This window comes from Actinoplanes siamensis (assembly GCF_016862395.1).
In the GTDB taxonomy this organism is placed as follows: domain Bacteria; phylum Actinomycetota; class Actinomycetes; order Mycobacteriales; family Micromonosporaceae; genus Actinoplanes; species Actinoplanes siamensis.
Genome location: NZ_BOMW01000008.1, coordinates 50,921 through 65,728, shown reverse-complemented (window position 1 = coordinate 65,728; position 14,808 = coordinate 50,921). Strand labels below are relative to the sequence as shown.

15 protein-coding genes are annotated in these 14,808 nt (G+C 70.5%); 2 read left to right on the top strand and 13 right to left on the bottom strand.

All coding sequences use genetic code 11. From position 1 onward, the window contains the following. Window positions 1-5: 5 nt before the first annotated feature. The 4 genes from tatA to Asi03nite_RS03825 all read right to left on the bottom strand — a co-directional run bounded on the left by tatA (window position 6) and on the right by Asi03nite_RS03825 (window position 2,710). Window positions 6-338 (bottom strand): Sec-independent protein translocase subunit TatA, encoded by a 333-nt coding sequence (gene tatA, locus Asi03nite_RS03840; RefSeq protein WP_203676989.1) that lies wholly within the window; start codon window positions 336-338, stop codon window positions 6-8. A gap of 135 nt (window positions 339-473) precedes the next feature. After that, window positions 474-716, bottom strand: a complete 243-nt coding sequence (locus tag Asi03nite_RS03835) for a hypothetical protein (protein ID WP_203677065.1) — start codon at window positions 714-716, stop codon at window positions 474-476. A gap of 48 nt (window positions 717-764) precedes the next feature. After that, on the bottom strand, window positions 765-1,718 hold the full coding sequence (locus Asi03nite_RS03830; RefSeq protein WP_203676988.1) for a helix-turn-helix transcriptional regulator: 954 nt from the start codon (window positions 1,716-1,718) through the stop codon (window positions 765-767). Then, entirely contained in the window at window positions 1,715-2,710 is a 996-nt protein-coding gene (locus Asi03nite_RS03825; RefSeq protein ID WP_203676987.1) for a helix-turn-helix transcriptional regulator, read from the bottom strand. The genes Asi03nite_RS03830 and Asi03nite_RS03825 overlap by 4 nt, the downstream gene beginning before the upstream one ends. Before the next feature lie 69 nt (window positions 2,711-2,779). On the opposite strand from Asi03nite_RS03825, the gene Asi03nite_RS03820 reads away from it, so the two are divergent. Together Asi03nite_RS03820 and Asi03nite_RS03815 are read left to right on the top strand one after the other, a co-directional pair. Further along, on the top strand, window positions 2,780-3,787 hold the full coding sequence (locus Asi03nite_RS03820; protein WP_203676986.1) for a cation diffusion facilitator family transporter: 1,008 nt from the start codon (window positions 2,780-2,782) through the stop codon (window positions 3,785-3,787). Window positions 3,788-3,798: 11 nt separating this feature from the next. Continuing rightward, entirely contained in the window at window positions 3,799-4,866 is a 1,068-nt protein-coding gene (locus Asi03nite_RS03815; protein WP_203676985.1) for a DUF3866 family protein, read from the top strand. 131 nt (window positions 4,867-4,997) lie between these two features. Here the strand turns inward: Asi03nite_RS03815 and Asi03nite_RS03810 are convergent, their stop codons facing one another. The 9 genes from Asi03nite_RS03810 to arc form a co-directional block, all read right to left on the bottom strand. Further along, on the bottom strand, window positions 4,998-5,648 hold the full coding sequence (locus Asi03nite_RS03810) for an O-methyltransferase (protein ID WP_203676984.1): 651 nt from the start codon (window positions 5,646-5,648) through the stop codon (window positions 4,998-5,000). A gap of 517 nt (window positions 5,649-6,165) precedes the next feature. Continuing rightward, complete coding sequence (locus Asi03nite_RS03805) at window positions 6,166-6,360, bottom strand: hypothetical protein (RefSeq protein WP_203676983.1); 195 nt, start codon at window positions 6,358-6,360, stop codon at window positions 6,166-6,168. Between the two features lie 27 nt (window positions 6,361-6,387). After that, a complete protein-coding gene (gene pafA, locus Asi03nite_RS03800) occupies window positions 6,388-7,746 on the bottom strand; it encodes a Pup--protein ligase (RefSeq protein WP_203676982.1) in 1,359 nt (452 codons plus the stop codon). A gap of 78 nt (window positions 7,747-7,824) precedes the next feature. Beyond that, entirely contained in the window at window positions 7,825-8,619 is a 795-nt protein-coding gene (prcA, locus tag Asi03nite_RS03795) for a proteasome subunit alpha (RefSeq protein ID WP_203676981.1), read from the bottom strand. Window positions 8,620-8,651: 32 nt separating this feature from the next. Next, the gene (prcB, locus tag Asi03nite_RS03790) at window positions 8,652-9,494 is read right to left on the bottom strand and encodes a proteasome subunit beta (RefSeq protein WP_203676980.1); all 843 of its coding nucleotides are present in this window, start codon (window positions 9,492-9,494) and stop codon (window positions 8,652-8,654) included. Window positions 9,495-9,661: 167 nt separating this feature from the next. Beyond that, entirely contained in the window at window positions 9,662-9,877 is a 216-nt protein-coding gene (locus Asi03nite_RS03785) for a ubiquitin-like protein Pup (protein WP_203676979.1), read from the bottom strand. 117 nt (window positions 9,878-9,994) lie between these two features. Beyond that, complete coding sequence (dop, locus tag Asi03nite_RS03780) at window positions 9,995-11,512, bottom strand: depupylase/deamidase Dop (RefSeq protein WP_373872084.1); 1,518 nt, start codon at window positions 11,510-11,512, stop codon at window positions 9,995-9,997. A 62-nt stretch (window positions 11,513-11,574) separates the two neighbouring features. Continuing rightward, window positions 11,575-12,849: an acyltransferase family protein gene (locus tag Asi03nite_RS03775; protein ID WP_203676978.1), complete on the bottom strand. Its 1,275-nt coding sequence runs from the start codon at window positions 12,847-12,849 to the stop codon at window positions 11,575-11,577. A 60-nt stretch (window positions 12,850-12,909) separates the two neighbouring features. Then, window positions 12,910-14,691 carry a proteasome ATPase gene (gene arc, locus Asi03nite_RS03770; RefSeq protein ID WP_203676977.1) on the bottom strand — a complete coding sequence of 594 codons (1,782 nt, stop codon included), beginning with the start codon at window positions 14,689-14,691 and terminating at the stop codon, window positions 12,910-12,912. Between the last annotated feature and the right edge of the window lie 117 nt (window positions 14,692-14,808).

Genomic DNA, 14,808 nt, shown 5'->3' with positions numbered 1-14,808 from the left:
CCGGGTCAGCGGTCGTTGGTGCGCTGCACCGGGTCGACGTAGGGCTGGGCCGGCGGCTGCTGCGGCTGCTGGTAGCCCGGCTGCTGCTGGTAACCCGGCTGCGCCTGGTAACCGGGCTGCTGGACGTCACCCTGCAGCGGCTGGCGCGAGTACTGCGCGTCGGCTTTCTCCGCCAGGTTGTCCTTGTTGTCGTCGTCGACGAGGCCCTTGGTCTCGGCCTTGATGATCCGCAGCGAGCGCCCGAGGGAACGCGCGGCGTCCGGCAGCCGCTTCGCGCCGAACAGCAGCACGAGGACGACGACGAGCAGAATGATGTGCCATGGCTTGAGGACACCCATGGGAGGACTCCAGTCGGTCGGATCAGGTTGCGGGGTCCATCGTACGTGTCGATTCCGGCGATGCAGCACCCCGGAACCCGCGAGATTCTTACGGATCCGGGTACATCCCGGACAACGGGACCGGAACCCGCCGGTTCACTTGCCGAGCCCGGCCTGGATCCGTTCCACCTGCTCCTGGGCCTGCCCGGCGCGCTGCTGCAGGCTCAGAACGGTCTGCTCCAGCCGCGCGGCGCCGGCCCGCAGGCGCATCGCCTCCTCCTGCCGCCGCTGCAGCTTGCGGGCCGCCCGGCTCAGCTCCGACAACCGGCCCGACAGCCGCAACCCGGCCCAGGCGAGGACGATCAGCGCGACCGCCACCACGGCGATCCAGACCCACATCAGCACGGCGCCACCCTATCGGCAGCGGGCCGGGTCCGCCGCACGTGCCTACGGCGCGGCGTACTGGTCCAGGGCGGCGTGGGCCGCCGCGCGGATCTGCTCGACCAGCTCGGGCGGGCCGGTGACGGTCACGTCCGGGCCCAGGCCGACCAGGAAGCGCTGCGCCCAGCCCAGGTCGGTCACCCGCATCGTGACCAGCCACTCCCCCGGTTCCTTGACCACCTGCTCGACCGGGTAGTACTCGGTGATCCACCGGCCGCCGCGGCCCACCCGCAGCGTGACCAGGGGCAGCTCCGGGCCGGGCCGGAAGACGCCGCCGCTGACGTCGTGCGGCACCGCCTCCATCGGCGGCCGGGACGGCTCGTCCAGCTCGGTGAACCCGTCGATCCGGTCGATCCGGAACAGCCGGGTGCCCTCGGCCCGCCGGCACCACGCCTCCAGGTAGGCGAACGTGCCCACGGTGAGCATCCGCATCGGGTCCACCACGCGGTCGGTGGTCTCGTCCCGGGCGGCCGTGTAGTACGTCAGGCGCAGCGCGTGCCCGGAGTCCACCGCGGCCCGCACCGTGGCGAGCTTCTCCTGGTTCGCCGGGAGTTTCACGGCCACCGGGGCGTCCGCCAGGTCGCCGGCCGCGCTCTCGATCTTGGCGAGCGCCCGCTCGATCGCGTCCCGCGAGCCGATCCCGGGCGTCTCGGCGAGCATCCGCAGCGCCACCACCAGGGCGAGCGCCTCGTCCGGGTTCAGCCGCAGCGGCTTGTCGATGCCGGCGTCGTGGCTGATCGTCACGTGGTCGCCGTCGAACGCCATGTCGATCAGGTCGCCCGGCCCGTACCCGGGCAGCCCACACACCCAGAGCAGCTCCAGGTCCTCACGCAGCTGCTTCTCGGTGACGCCCAGGTCGGCGGCCGCCTCGGCGACCAGGATGCCCGGACGGGCCAGCAGGTACGGCACCAGGTTGAGCAGCCGGCCGAGACGGTCGGCGGAGGTCCGCGGCGTGGTCACGACGCCACCGCCGGGGTGGCCGGCTCGTGCCGCGCGGCGAGCTCCTTGAGCTGCTGGATGACAGCGGCGCGCAGCTCCGGTGGACCGTCCGCGCGGGCGTCCGGCCCGTAGCCGGCGATCCGCGACGCGAGCCACTCCGGATCCCCGTACGAAATGATCAGCTGGTCGCTCCCGGCCCCGGGAATGATCTCGCGGGCCAGCCGGCGCAAGCCGGCAGCCCGCCCGTGCCGCACGGTGACCGTGGCGCGGCTGTTCCGGGCGATCGGCCCGGAACTGTGCGCCACGTGGCCGATCAGATCGGCGTCCGCGGGCGGGGTGAACGCGCCGGGGCGGCCGGCCGCGCGGACGTCGCCGACGATCCGGGACAGCCGGAAGCAGCGGGTGGCGTCGCGGTCCTTGTCGTGGCCCACCACGTACCACCGGCCGCGCCAGCAGACCACGCCCCACGGCTCCAGGCGGCGGGCGCTGGGATCGTCGACCTCGGGCACCCGGTACTTGAAGGTGACCGCGCGGCGCTCCCGGGCGGCCGCGGTCAGCGGGCCGAACGCCGGGTCGACCGTGACCACCGGCTCCACCCCGAGCGTGGCCTGCGGGTCCACCTCGACCCCGGCGGCGCGCAACTTGGCCAGCCCGGACGACGCGGCCGCGGCCAGCCCGGCGTGCTGCCAGAGCCGCGCCGCGATGCCCACCGCGGCGGCCTCGTCCGGCTCCAGCAGGATGTCGGGCAGCGCGTACTCCCGCTGGGCGATGCGGTACCCCGGCTCCTGGTCGAAGATGCTCGCCGTGCCGGTCTCCAGCGGGACGCCGAGCTCCCGCAGCTCGGCCTTGTCCCGCTCGAACTTGCGCTGGAAGGCTTCGTGGTCCCGGGGATCCGAGGGGTCGTGCTCGTAACCGGGCACGGTCAGGGCGATCTGCGCGGCGGTCAGGAACCGCCGCGTGGACAACAGGCAGATCACCAGGTTCACCAGGCGCTCGGTACGAGTGCGCGACACGACAGGAAACCTAGCAGCCCTGGTGGCCGGACCGTTACTCGTGACCTCAGGCGGGGAACCAAGGCCGTCGTGACGATCGCACCCGAGCCCCGGACCACACCCGCCGGACTGCCCGGCACCGAGCCGCGCGCCGACACCGAGAGCGTCGGCACGGTGCTGCTGGCGCTGCTCGCGAACCTGGTCATCGCGGTGGCGAAGCTGGTCGCCGGGCTGATCTCCGGGTCCGCGGCGATGCTGTCCGAGGCCGCGCACTCCTTCGCCGACACGGTCACCGAGGTCTTCCTCTACGTCGCGTTGCGCCGCGGGGGAAAACCGGCGGACGAGGAACACCCGTTCGGGTACGGCAAGGAGAGCTACGTCTGGGCGTTCATCGCCGCGCTGTTCACCTTCGTCGGCGGCGCCGGATTCTCGATCTACCACGGCGTCGGCACGATCGTCAGCGGCGAGGGCGCCGGGGAGTACCTGTGGTCGTACGTCGTCCTGGCGGTCTCGTTCGTCGCCGAGGGCACCTCGTTCCTGCGCGCCCGCCGCCAGGTCCACGAGGAGTCGCGCCGGTGGAACGTGACCGCCTCCCGGTTCCTGCGGCTGACCCCGGACACCACCGTGAAGGCGGTCTTCTTCGAGGACTCGGCGGCTTTGATCGGCCTGCTGGTGGCCGGGGCCGGGCTGGGCCTGGCGCAGCTCACCGGCGCGGAGCTCTTCGACGGCCTGGCCTCGATCGTGATCGGGCTGCTCCTGCTGGTGGTCGCGTTCGTCCTGGCCCGCAGCAACGTGTCGCTGCTGGTCGGCCGGGCGGTGCCGCGCCGGGTGCACAACCAGATCGCCGCCGACCTGCGCTCGATCCCGGTGGTCACCGCGGTGCCGACGCTGCTGACCATGCAGATCGGGCCGGGCGACATCCTGGTGGCGGCGAAGGTGGACTTCGACGACGAGGTGCCCGGCAAGGAGATCGAGGCCGCCTCCGACGAGGCCGAGCGGCGGCTGCGGGAACGCTACCCGGAGATCCGGTACGTCTTCCTCGACCCGACCCGCGGCGTGCCCGGACGCGACCACATCGACGGCGGCCTGGACCGATAGGGTCCTCGTCCATGGTGCGGTGGCGGTCCGGGACGGTTCTCGCGGTGCGGCGCAGCTGGCGGGGGGCCGTCGAGCTGGACGTCTCGACCGGCGACGGGCCGGTGCGGGCGCTGGCCTACCCGTCGCTGGTCGGCGACCCGGCGCCCGGCGATCGGGTGCTGCTCAACGTCGGCGCGCTGGTCATGGGCCTGGGCACCGGTGGATACGCCCTGGTGGTGGCCCTGCCCGACCGGTTGCCCGCGGACCCCGCCGACGACGGCGCCACCCGCGACGCGGGGCACCTGGTGAAGGCCCGGTACACCCCGCTGCAGCCGATCGTGCTCGGGGTGGACGAGGAGGCGTCACCGCATCGCGCGGTGCTGGCGACCGCCGAGTCGCTCGACGGCATGCCGGTGGTCACCGCCGACCTGCACTCGGCGCTGCCGGCGATCCTGGCCGGGATCCACGCCGACCGGCCGGACGCCCGGGTTGCCTACGTGATGACCGACGGCGGGGCGCTGCCGGCCTGGTTCTCCCGCACCCTGGACGGGCTGGCCGGGCACCTCGCCGGGACGATCACCACGGGGCAGGCGTTCGGCGGGGACCTGGAGGCCGGCACGGTGCACACCGGGCTGCTGGCCGCGCGGCACGTGCTGCACGCCGACGTGACGATCGTGACGCAGGGACCGGGCAATCTGGGCACCGGCACCACCTGGGGGTTCTCCGGGGTCGCGCTGGGCGAGGTGGTCAACGCGACAGGGGTGCTCGACGGGCGGCCGGTCGGCTCGCTGCGGATCTCCGACGGGGACGGGCGGGAACGGCACCGTGGCGTGTCGCATCACAGCCTCACGGCGTACGGCAGAATCGCTCTGACCCCGGCGGACCTGCCGGTGCCGGAGGGTCTTCCGGCGGCCCTGACCGCCTCCCTGGCCCAGCTGGGCGAGCGCCACCGGATCGTGCACGTCCCGGTCAGCGGGCTGGACGCGGCGCTGCGCGCCAGCCCGGTGCCGCTCTCCACCATGGGCCGCGGCCTGGACCAGGACCACACGTACTTCCTGGCCGCGGCGGTCGCCGGGCGGCACGCGGTCAGCCTGTTGTGAGACCCGGCACCGCGATCCGGTAGCGGCCGCCCGCTCGCCGTTCCAGGCCCGCCGGTTCGGCAGCCCGGTCAGCCGGAGTCGTCTCTGCCACGCCTGTCGGGCCCTTCTCCGGTCGCGCCGCCGGACCGTTCTCAGTCGCGCCGCCGGACCAGGGTGACGCCGTCCCGCACCGGCAGCATCACCGACTCCACCCGGGCGTCGCGCACGATCCGGTCGTTGAGCTCCGCGATCGCCCGGTCCGCGGGTTCCGCGGGCGCCAGCACCCGCCCGCCGCGCAGCACGTTGTCCAGCGCCAGCAGCCCGCCCGGCCGCAGCCGCGTCACCAGCTCCTCGTAATACACCGGATATCCGATCTTGTCAGCGTCCACGAACGCGAAGTCGATCACCGGGTCGGGCGCGAGCGCCCGCAGCGTCTCGATCGCCGGGGCCAGCCGCAGCTCGATCCGGTCGGCCAGGCCCGCCTTCGTCCAGTACTCCCGGGCCACCTTGGTCCACTCCGGAGAGACGTCGCAGGCCAGCAGCTTGCCACCGGGCTGCAGGCCGCGGGCGATGCAGATCGAGGAGTAGCCGGTGAAGACGCCGACCTCGACCGCATACCGCACCCCGGTCAGCTTGACCAGCAGGGTGAGCAGCGCGCCCTCGTCGGCGGAGATCTGCATGCCGGCGTACTCGGGTGGCAGCGAGGCCCTCGTCTCGGCGGCCAGCTCCAGCAGCACGTCGTCGGCCGGCGAGCAGTGCGCCAGCAGGTAGTCCTCGATGCCCGGCTCCAGAATCCGCGTCATACCACGCAGCTTCCCCCAAACCCGGCGGCCCCGCCAGAGCCACCCCCGTTCAACCCCCCCGGGCGGCCCCGCCAACCCCGCCCGGCATCCCGCGACCGAACACCGTCCGGCCGCCGCGCGACGTAGGCCGGGGATGCCGCGAGTCCCACCGCGCGCGCTCCCGGCACTCACGGGTGTCCCACCCCACTTGGACACACTTCTCACCCCCGGCCCGGCCGACTCGGCCGGCCCCCCAGATGTCCCTGACGGCCACCGACACACCCTCGCGACCAGCCGAGAGCGTGCGGCCGGCGCCCGGAGGCGCCTGCCGGGACGAGGACGTCCGGGGAGCGCCTGGACGGGCCGCGGGCGTGGGGGCTGGTGCGGAGCGTCGCGTTGGTCGGGTTCCGGGACCAACAGCGCAGAATGAAGGGGGCGGCGATCGTTCTGGACGCGTCAGCGGCCAGATCGCCGCGCCCGGCCCCGGCGGGAGCGGCGGCCTGTACCCCGCTGGGCCTACGCCATGGAGGTTCTGGTCCTATTTCGTGATGATCAAGTAAAGCCAGCCGGCCAGGATCAGGGCGAGGATCACCGTCATCAGCCAGGTCGGCACGACCCGGCGGCCGTGGCGCGCCTGCTGGACCTGCTCGCGGATGCGCTCCCGGCGCCGGTCGGCGCGGTTGAGGCGGGCCTTGCGGTCGGGATCGGGCTGGCCGGGGTGCGACGTCGTCATAGCCCGGCCAGCCTACTACCGGGTGATTCACATGCTCGCGATGAGCCTCTCCACCCGCTCGTCGTAGGCGCGGAACGGGTCCTTGCAGAGAACCGTGCGCTGGGCCTGGTCGTTGAGCTTGAGGTGGACCCAGTCGACGGTGAAGTCGCGGCGCTTGTCCTGGGCGTGCTTGATGAACTCGCCACGCAGGCGGGCCCGGGTAGTCTGCGGCGGCGTCTCCTTGGCCTCGAAGATCTGCAGGTCGTTGGCGATACGGTCGACCTGCTTGCGCTTCTCCATCAGGGCGTAGAGCCCGCGGCCGCGGCGGACGTCGTGGTACGCCAGGTCGAGCTGGGCGATCCGCGGGTGCGACATCGGGATCTCGTGCTTGGCCTGGTACCGCTCGATCAGCTTGTACTTCGAGACCCAGTCGATCTCGCGGGAGACCGGGTCGAGGTCGCCGCTCTCGATCGCGTTGAGGACGCGGCCCCACAGCTCGACGACGCGCTTGGCGACCGGATCGCCGCCGCGGCGCTCGACGAACTCGGTGGCCTTCGCCAGGTACTCCTGCTGGATCTCCAGCGCGGAGACCTCCTTGTTGTTCGCCAGGCGAATCTTGCGGCGGCCGGTGATGTCGTGGCTGACCTCGCGGATCGCGCGGATCGGGTTCTCCAGCGAGAGGTCGCGCATCACCACGCCCGCCTCGATCATGCGCAGCACGATGTCCGCGCTGCCGACCTTGAGCAGCGTGGTCACCTCGTTCATGTTCGAGTCGCCGACGATCACGTGCAGGCGGCGGTAGCGCTCCGCGTCGGCGTGCGGCTCGTCGCGGGTGTTGATGATCGGGCGGCTGCGCGTGGTGGCGCTGGAGACGCCCTCCCAGATGTGCTCGGCGCGCTGCGAGAGGCAGAAGACGGCGCCGCGCGGGGTCTGCAGCACCTTGCCGGCGCCGCAGATCAACTGGCGGGTGACCAGGAACGGGATGAGCACGTCGGCCAGGCGGCCGAACTCGCCGTGCCGGCTGACCAGATAGTTCTCGTGGCAGCCGTACGAGTTGCCGGCGGAATCGGTGTTGTTCTTGAAGAGGTAGATCTCCCCCGCGATGCCCTCGTCGTGCAGACGCTTCTCCGCGTCGACGAGCAGGCCCTCGAGAATCCGCTCGCCGGCCCGGTCGTGGGCGACCAGGTCGGTGACGGAGTCACATTCGGGGGTGGCGTACTCCGGGTGGGAACCGACGTCGAGGTAGAGGCGGGCGCCGTTACGGAGGAAGACGTTGCTGCTGCGACCCCACGACACCACTCGGCGGAACAGGTAGCGGGCCACCTCGTCCGGCGACAGCCGCCGCTGTCCCCGATAGGTGCACGTGACTCCGTACTCGGTCTCGAGGCCGAAAATTCGCCGTTCCATGTCAGAACACTAGCCGCAGTCACGGCGTAACGAAACGGGCGCGGCGGCAAAGCCACACCCGTTTCGTAGATCGGCCGGTTACTCCGTGTCCTCCGAAGCGGCGGACTCGGTGGGCTTGGCGTCAGCCGGCGCCGGCGGGGCGGCGTCGGTCTCGCCGAGGTCCGCGTCCGGCACCGCCTGGTGGCCCAGCAGCGTGGTCAGCGCCGCGTCGGCGATGCGGCGGAAGGTGCGGCCGGTACGGCGGCGGTCCAGCACCGCGACCTCGAGCTGCTTGGCTTCGAGGGTGCGGGTCTGACCGTTCTCCCCGCCGACGCTGCCCAGCGCCTCGGCGGCCAGGGCCAGCGCGGTCGGCAGGTCGGCGGCCACGTCGTGCCGCTCGCGCAGCACGTTCGCGATCGCCTCGGCCTGGCCGCCCATGGCCATGAAGCCCGGCTCGTCCAGGGCGGAGCCGTCGTACATGATCCGGTACAGCTCGTCCTGCTCCGGTGTGGCGCCGACCTGCGCGATGCAGATCTCCACCTCGTACGGCTTCTGGGTCTCCGAGAAGATCGCGCCCAGCGTCTGCGTGTACGCGTTGGCCAACGCCCGCCCGGTCACGTCGCGCCGGTCGTAGGTCAGGCCGATGGTGTCGGCCATCCGCACCCCGGCCCGGCGCAGGCTCTCGAACTCGTTGTACCGCCCGACGGCCGCGAACGCGATCCGGTCGTAGATCTCGCTGATCTTGCGCAGGGTGGTGATGTTCTCGGCGACGAGCAGAATGCCGTCCTCGTACGACAGCACCACCGCCGAGCGGCCGCGGGCGATGCCCTTGCGGGCGTACTCCGAGCGGTCGCGCTGCACCTGCTCGGGTGATGCGTAGAACTGCATGGCCACGGGTGGCTACTTCCTCTCTCGCGTGTAGCGGATCAACCGCCCGGGTTCTCCATGCGTCCGGAGACGACCTGCTCGGCCACCGTGGTGATGTCCTCGTCGCTGAGCCGGTGGGTGCCGTTCGCCGTAGCGGTCATCACCACCGGGAAGATCTTGCGGGTGAGGTCCGGCCCGCCGGTCGCGGTGTCGTCGTCCGCCGCGTCGTAGAGCGCCTCGACCGCCAGCCGCACCGCTTCCTCGGTGCTGACGCCCTCGCGGTACTTCTTCTTCAGCGCCGCCTTGGCGAACAGCGAGCCGGAGCCGATCGCCTCGTAGCCGGTCTCCTCGTAGAGGCCGCCGGCCACGTCGAAACTGAAGATCCGCCCGGCGCGCGCCGAGTCCACCGGCGACAGGTCGAAGCCGGCGAAGAGCGGGACCACGGCCAGGCCCTGCATCGCCGCGCCCAGGTTGCCGCGGACCATCGCGGCCAGCCGGTTCGCCTTGCCGTCGAGCGAGAGCATGGCGCCCTCGGTCTTCTCGTAGTGCTCCAGCTCCACCTGGAACAGCCGGATCAGCTCGATGCCGATCCCGGCGGTGCCGGCGATGCCGATCAGCGAGTAGGCATCCGCGGGGTGGACCTTCTTGATGTCCCGGCTGGCGATCAGGTTTCCCATGGTCGCCCGGCGGTCACCGGCCATCACGACGCCCTCGGACGTCGCGATCGCGACGATCGTGGTGCCGTGCGGCGCGACGTCGCCGGCGTTGAGACCGGGAGGAAGCGGCCGGCGGCCCGGCAGGAGCTCGGGGGCGGCCGCGCTCAGGAACTGCGTGAAGGAGGACGTCCCCGTGTTGAGAAAGATATCCGGTAAACGCCCGGATGGATCAAAACCCGTCGCCACGTGGTTCCTTTCAGGTACGTGATCGCACCGGCGCGTGAGGGCCGCCGCTGCGGTTGAAGCACAATATCCCGCGCACCCGGCCGGTGCGTCGATCTTTCATTCTCGTGTCGCCGCCGCTTATGACAACCGGGCGCCCATAAGGACGCCCGGAAATCGGACAATCTAGGTCACTCTCCGCCTTTTTGCACGTAGCCGCGGACGAACTCCTCGGCGTTCTCCTCCAGGACGGAGTCGATCTCGTCCAGCAGGTCGTCGACGTCCTCGGTGATCTCCGCGTGCCGCTCCGCTACCTCCGGGTTGGCCTCGACGGTGACGTCCTCGATCTCCTGATCGGTGGAGCTCCGGCCACTCTGCGACTGACCACCTGTGTCTCGGGTTGCCATGGATGTCCCCCTTCATTGCCGGCCAACTGCGAAGCCACCCGGAGCCTCGAGCAACCCCGGGTACGAAAAACCTACCTCGCCCCTGTGACGAAACACCGGGGCGCAACGGCTGTTTTATTACCGACTGGTGATCACTTCAAGGAGGTCCTTCGCGCTCTCACAGGTGTCGAAGAGACCTCCGACGTGCTTCTTCGTGCCCCGCTCGGGCTCCATCATCGGCACCCGGACGAGCGACTCCCGCCCGACATCGAAGATCACCGAGTCCCAGCTGGCGGCGACCACTTCGGAGGCGTACTGGGCGAGGCAGCGGCCGCGGAAGTACGCCCGGGTGTCGTCCGGCGGCTCGTACATCGCGCGTTGCGTCTGCGCCGGATCGAGCAGGGTCTTCATCGACCCGCGCGCCACCAGCCGGTGGTAGAGGCCCTTCTCCGGGCGCACGTCCGCGTACTGCAGGTCGACCAGCTGCAGCTTGGGCGAGGACCAGTTCAGGTTCTCCCGCTCCCGGTAGCCCTCCAGCAGCCGCAGCTTGGCCACCCAGTCCAGGCTGTCGGAGCACAGCATCGGGTCGCGGCCGAGCTTGTCCAGCACGTCCTCCCAGCGGTGGAGCACGTCGCTGGTCTGCTCGTCGACGTCGTCGCCGTAGCGCTCGTCGACGAACGCGCGGGCCCGCTCGTAGTACGCCCACTGCAGGTCCAACGCGGTGAGCCGGCGGCCGTCGCGCAGCCGCATCAGGTGGGTCAGGCCGGGATCGTGGCTGACCGCCTTGAGCTCGCTGACCGGGTCGGCGATGCCCAGCTCGCCGGTGAACACCTTCTCCTCGATCATGTTGAGCACCAGGGCGGTGGTGCCCATCTTCAGGTACGACGCGATCTCGGAGAGGTTGGCGTCACCGATGATCACGTGCAGCCGGCGGTACTTGTCGGCGTCGGCGTGCGGCTCGTCGCGGGTGTTGATGATCGGCCGCTTGAGGGTGGTCTCCAGGCCCACCTCGACCTCGAAGAAGTCGGCGCGCGAGGAGATCTGGAAGCCGGAGCCGCTGCCGTCCTGCCCGATGCCGACCCGGCCGACGCCGCAGAATATCTGCCGGGTGACGAAGAACGGGGTGAGGTGGGCGACGATGTCGGCGAAGGGGGTCTGCCGGCGCATCAGGTAGTTCTCGTGGGAACCGTACGACGCGCCCTTGTTGTCGGTGTTGTTCTTGTAGAGCTGGATGCGGTGGGCGCCGGGGATGGTGGCGGCGCGCCGCGACGCCTCGGCCATCACCCGTTCGCCGGCCTTGTCCCACTTGACCACGTCGAGCGGATTGGTGCACTCGGGAGTGCTGTACTCCGGGTGGGCGTGGTCGACGTAGAGCCGGGCGCCGTTCGTCAGTATCACGTTGGCCAGTCCGAGGTCCTCGTCGGCGAGGGCCTCGGCGGGGTCGTACGCCGCGCCGGAGTAGGTGAAGCCGCGGGCGTCGCGCAGCGGCGACTCCTCCTCGTAGTCCCAGCGGGCACGCTGGCCGCGGTTGAGTTCGGGGCGGGCGCCGTACGCGTTCACCACCTGGGAGGACGTCACCATCGGGTTGGCTCCGGGCTGGCCGGGGACGGAGATGCCGTACTCGACCTCGGTGCCCATAATCCGTCGAACGCTCATGCGACCACCCTGTCCACCACGATCGAGTCCGCCACGAAGCTACGCCTGCTCATGCATCGAGCCTAGACGCTCTCACGTTGCATACCGAAGCTGCCCGTGCTCGGTGTGCCACCTTCCGTGGCGGTGACTGTCACTGGCGTGTCCTGCCGCAGCCTGGTGTCCAGATACTTCTGTACCCTGCGGCCGAGTTCCTGACCTGGGCGTTCAACGAGATGGTAGGCCGCCCAGGCGACCGCCGGGGTGGCTACCAGGAAAGCTGCGCCGATCGCCGTCGGATGACCGCGCAGCAGGTGCGACACCACCGAGAGCACCGGCATGTGCAGCAGGTACACCGAGTAGCTGACCACGCCGAGCCAGCTGAGCAGGCCCGGAACGGTCCGGTTGCGGAGCAGGAAGGCGATCGCGAAGGTGCCGGCGACCGCGGCGGCGACCGTGCAGTTGCGGACCAGTTGGGTGCCGTCGAGCAGCCACTGGTTGATCCCGAGCGCGGTCAGGACCAGGGCCAGGACCAGGGCGCCCAGCAGCGGGCGCAGCTGCCGGTGCTGCAGCCGGTAGATCACCGTGCCGGCGAACAGCACGGCCACCAGCACGATCGCGCCGCTGGACGAGCCCGGCGTGGCGTACCGGGTGGGCTGGCCGTTGAGCAGCGGGAGCAGGATCGCCGCCAGGCCGATGAGCCCCGCGGCCCGCGCCGCGGCGTGCCGGCCGCTGAGATAGGCGATCAGGCTCGCCGCGAGCAGGACCGCCAGAGCGGCGGAGGTGAGGCGCCGGTCGTCCGGGCCGCTCGCGAACAGGCCGCTGGGCAGCAGAGGACCGATCGACAGTACGACCAGAGCCAGCCCCCCGGCCCACCAGGCGCTGTCGCGCTGCCGCCGCCACGCGAACAGCCCCGCCACGATCAGGTAGAAGACCATCTCGTAGGTGAGCGTCCAGAACGGACGTACCACCCCGCGCAGGCCGAGCAGGTCCTGCAGCATCGTGGCGTGGCCGAGCAGCGAGGCCAGCGTGTTGGTCCGCAACGTGTCGTGCAGCCGCTGCCAGCCGGTGGCGGCCAGCAGCAGACCGATCGCGACGGCGAGCAGGTATCCCGGGTAGATCCGGAAGATCCGGCCGATCCAGAAGCGGCGCAGCGAGCCGTGCCGTTCCAGCGACATCGGGATGACGTAGCCGCTGACCAGGAAGAAGAGCAGGACGCCGTACCGGCCGAAGTCGAAGTGCCGGTAGATCGCCAGGTGCCGGTCCAGGCCGATCAGGGTGGGACTGAGGTGGAAGAGGGCGACCACCGCCGCGGCGTATCCGCGCAGCGCGTCGAGCCAGGCCAGCCGGATTCGGATCACACGGGGTGCAACGAGCGCGAGGGCGACGGGAAACCCCGCCGCCCTCGCGCCGGATGGTCGTTACAGGTACTGACCGGTGTTCGACGCGGTCTCGATGGACCGGCCGGCCTCGGCGCCCTTGCCGCCGGAGACGAGCGTGCGGATGTAGACGATCCGCTCGCCCTTCTTGCCGGAGATGCGGGCCCAGTCGTCCGGGTTGGTGGTGTTCGGCAGGTCCTCGTTCTCCCGGAACTCGTCGACGCAGCTGTCCAGCAGGTGCTGCAGGCGCAGGCCCTTGGTCCCGGAGGTGAGGAACTCCTTGATCGCCATCTTCTTGCCGCGGTCGACGATGTTCTGGATCATCGCGCCGGAGTTGAAGTCCTTGAAGTACAGGACTTCCTTGTCACCGTTGGCGTAGGTGACCTCGAGGAATCGGTTCTCCTCGGACTCGGTGTACATCCGCAGGACGACCGCCTCGATCATCGCGGCGACCGTGGCGTCCCGGTTGCCACCGTGCTCGTTGAGGTCGTCCTCGCTGAGCGGCAGGTCGCTCAGGATGTACTTCGCGAAGATGTCCTTGGCCGCCTCGGCGTCCGGCCGCTCGATCTTGATCTTCACGTCGAGACGCCCGGGGCGCAGGATCGCCGGGTCGATCATGTCTTCCCGGTTGGACGCGCCGATGACGATCACGTTCTCCAGGCCCTCGACGCCGTCGATCTCGCTGAGCAGCTGAGGAACGATGGTGTTCTCCACGTCGCTGGAGACGCCGGAGCCGCGGGTCCGGAAGATCGAGTCCATCTCGTCGAAGAACACGATCACCGGCGTGCCCTCGCCGGCCTTCTCCCGGGCCCGCTGGAAGACCAGGCGGATGTGCCGCTCGGTCTCACCCACGTACTTGTTCAGCAGCTCGGGACCCTTGATGTTGAGGAAGTAGCTGGTGTGCTTCTCCTCACCACGCCGCTCGGCGATCTTCTTGGCCAGCGAGTTGGCCACCGCCTTGGCGATCAAGGTCTTGCCGCAGCCGGGCGGGCCGTAGAGCAGGATGCCCTTCGGCGGGCGCAGCTGATGCTCCCGGAACAGGTCGGCGTGCAGGAAGGGCAGTTCCACAGCGTCGCGGATCTGCTCGATCTGCGAGTGCAGGCCGCCGATGTCGCCGTAGTCGACGTCGGGGACCTCCTCCAGGACGAGCTCCTCGACCTCGCTCTTCGGGATCCGCTCGTACGCGTACGCCGAGCGGGGCTCGATCATCAGCGAGTCGCCGGCGCGCAGCTTGTTGATCTCCAGCGAGTCGGCGAGGAAGACGATGCGCTCCTCGTCGGCGTGGGAGACCACCAGGGCCCGGTCGCTGGGGCCGCCGGACGGGTTGTCCAGGACCTCCTTGAGCAGGACCACCTCGCCGGTGCGTTCGAAGCCGAACGCGTCGACGACGTTGAGCGCGTCGTTCAGCAGGACCTCCTGGCCCCGCTGGAGCTCGTCGGCGGCGAGCGACGGCGAGACCGCCACCCGCAGCTTGCGGCCGCCGGTGAACACGTCCACCGTGCCGTCCTCGTGGGCTGCCAGGAAAACGCCGTAGCCGCTGGGCGGCTGGGCGAGCCGGTCAATCTCTTCCTTGAGAGTGACGATCTGGGCGCGGGCTTCCTTGAGGGTCGCCACGAGCCGCTCGTTGTTCTCGGTCACTCGGGAGAGCTGCGCCTGCGTCGCCGCAAGCCGTTCCTCGAGCTGCCGGACGTGTCGGGGGCTCTCGGTCAACTTCCGCCGAACCAGAGCGAGTTCCTCTTGCAGGAACGCGACCTGGCTGGAGAGATCGTTGGCCTCTTTCTCCCATCGTGCGGCGCGGGAGTCCGCTTCGTCGCTACGTGCCACGTCCCACCTCCCCGGGGGGCTCGAACGTCTTGGGTCAACACTAGCCGTTGCGGCGCGGATTTCATCCCATGCAACACCCTCGTCACCGACTCTTGATCGATTGGTGCGACCGCCGGC

Bases quoted from the DNA above. Each gene is read 5' to 3' on its own strand.
- tatA (WP_203676989.1), bottom strand. From the start codon at position 338: ATGGGTGTCCTCAAGCCATGGCACATCATTCTGCTCGTCGTCGTCCTC.
- Asi03nite_RS03835 (WP_203677065.1), bottom strand. From the start codon at position 716: ATGTGGGTCTGGATCGCCGTGGTGGCGGTCGCGCTGATCGTCCTCGCC.
- Asi03nite_RS03815 (WP_203676985.1), top strand. From the start codon at position 3,799: ATGGTGCGGTGGCGGTCCGGGACGGTTCTCGCGGTGCGGCGCAGCTGG.
- Asi03nite_RS03810 (WP_203676984.1), bottom strand. From the start codon at position 5,648: ATGACGCGGATTCTGGAGCCGGGCATCGAGGACTACCTGCTGGCGCAC.
- Asi03nite_RS03805 (WP_203676983.1), bottom strand. From the start codon at position 6,360: ATGACGACGTCGCACCCCGGCCAGCCCGATCCCGACCGCAAGGCCCGC.
- pafA (WP_203676982.1), bottom strand. From the start codon at position 7,746: ATGGAACGGCGAATTTTCGGCCTCGAGACCGAGTACGGAGTCACGTGC.
- Asi03nite_RS03785 (WP_203676979.1), bottom strand. From the start codon at position 9,877: ATGGCAACCCGAGACACAGGTGGTCAGTCGCAGAGTGGCCGGAGCTCC.
- dop (WP_373872084.1), bottom strand. From the start codon at position 11,512: ATGAGCGTTCGACGGATTATGGGCACCGAGGTCGAGTACGGCATCTCC.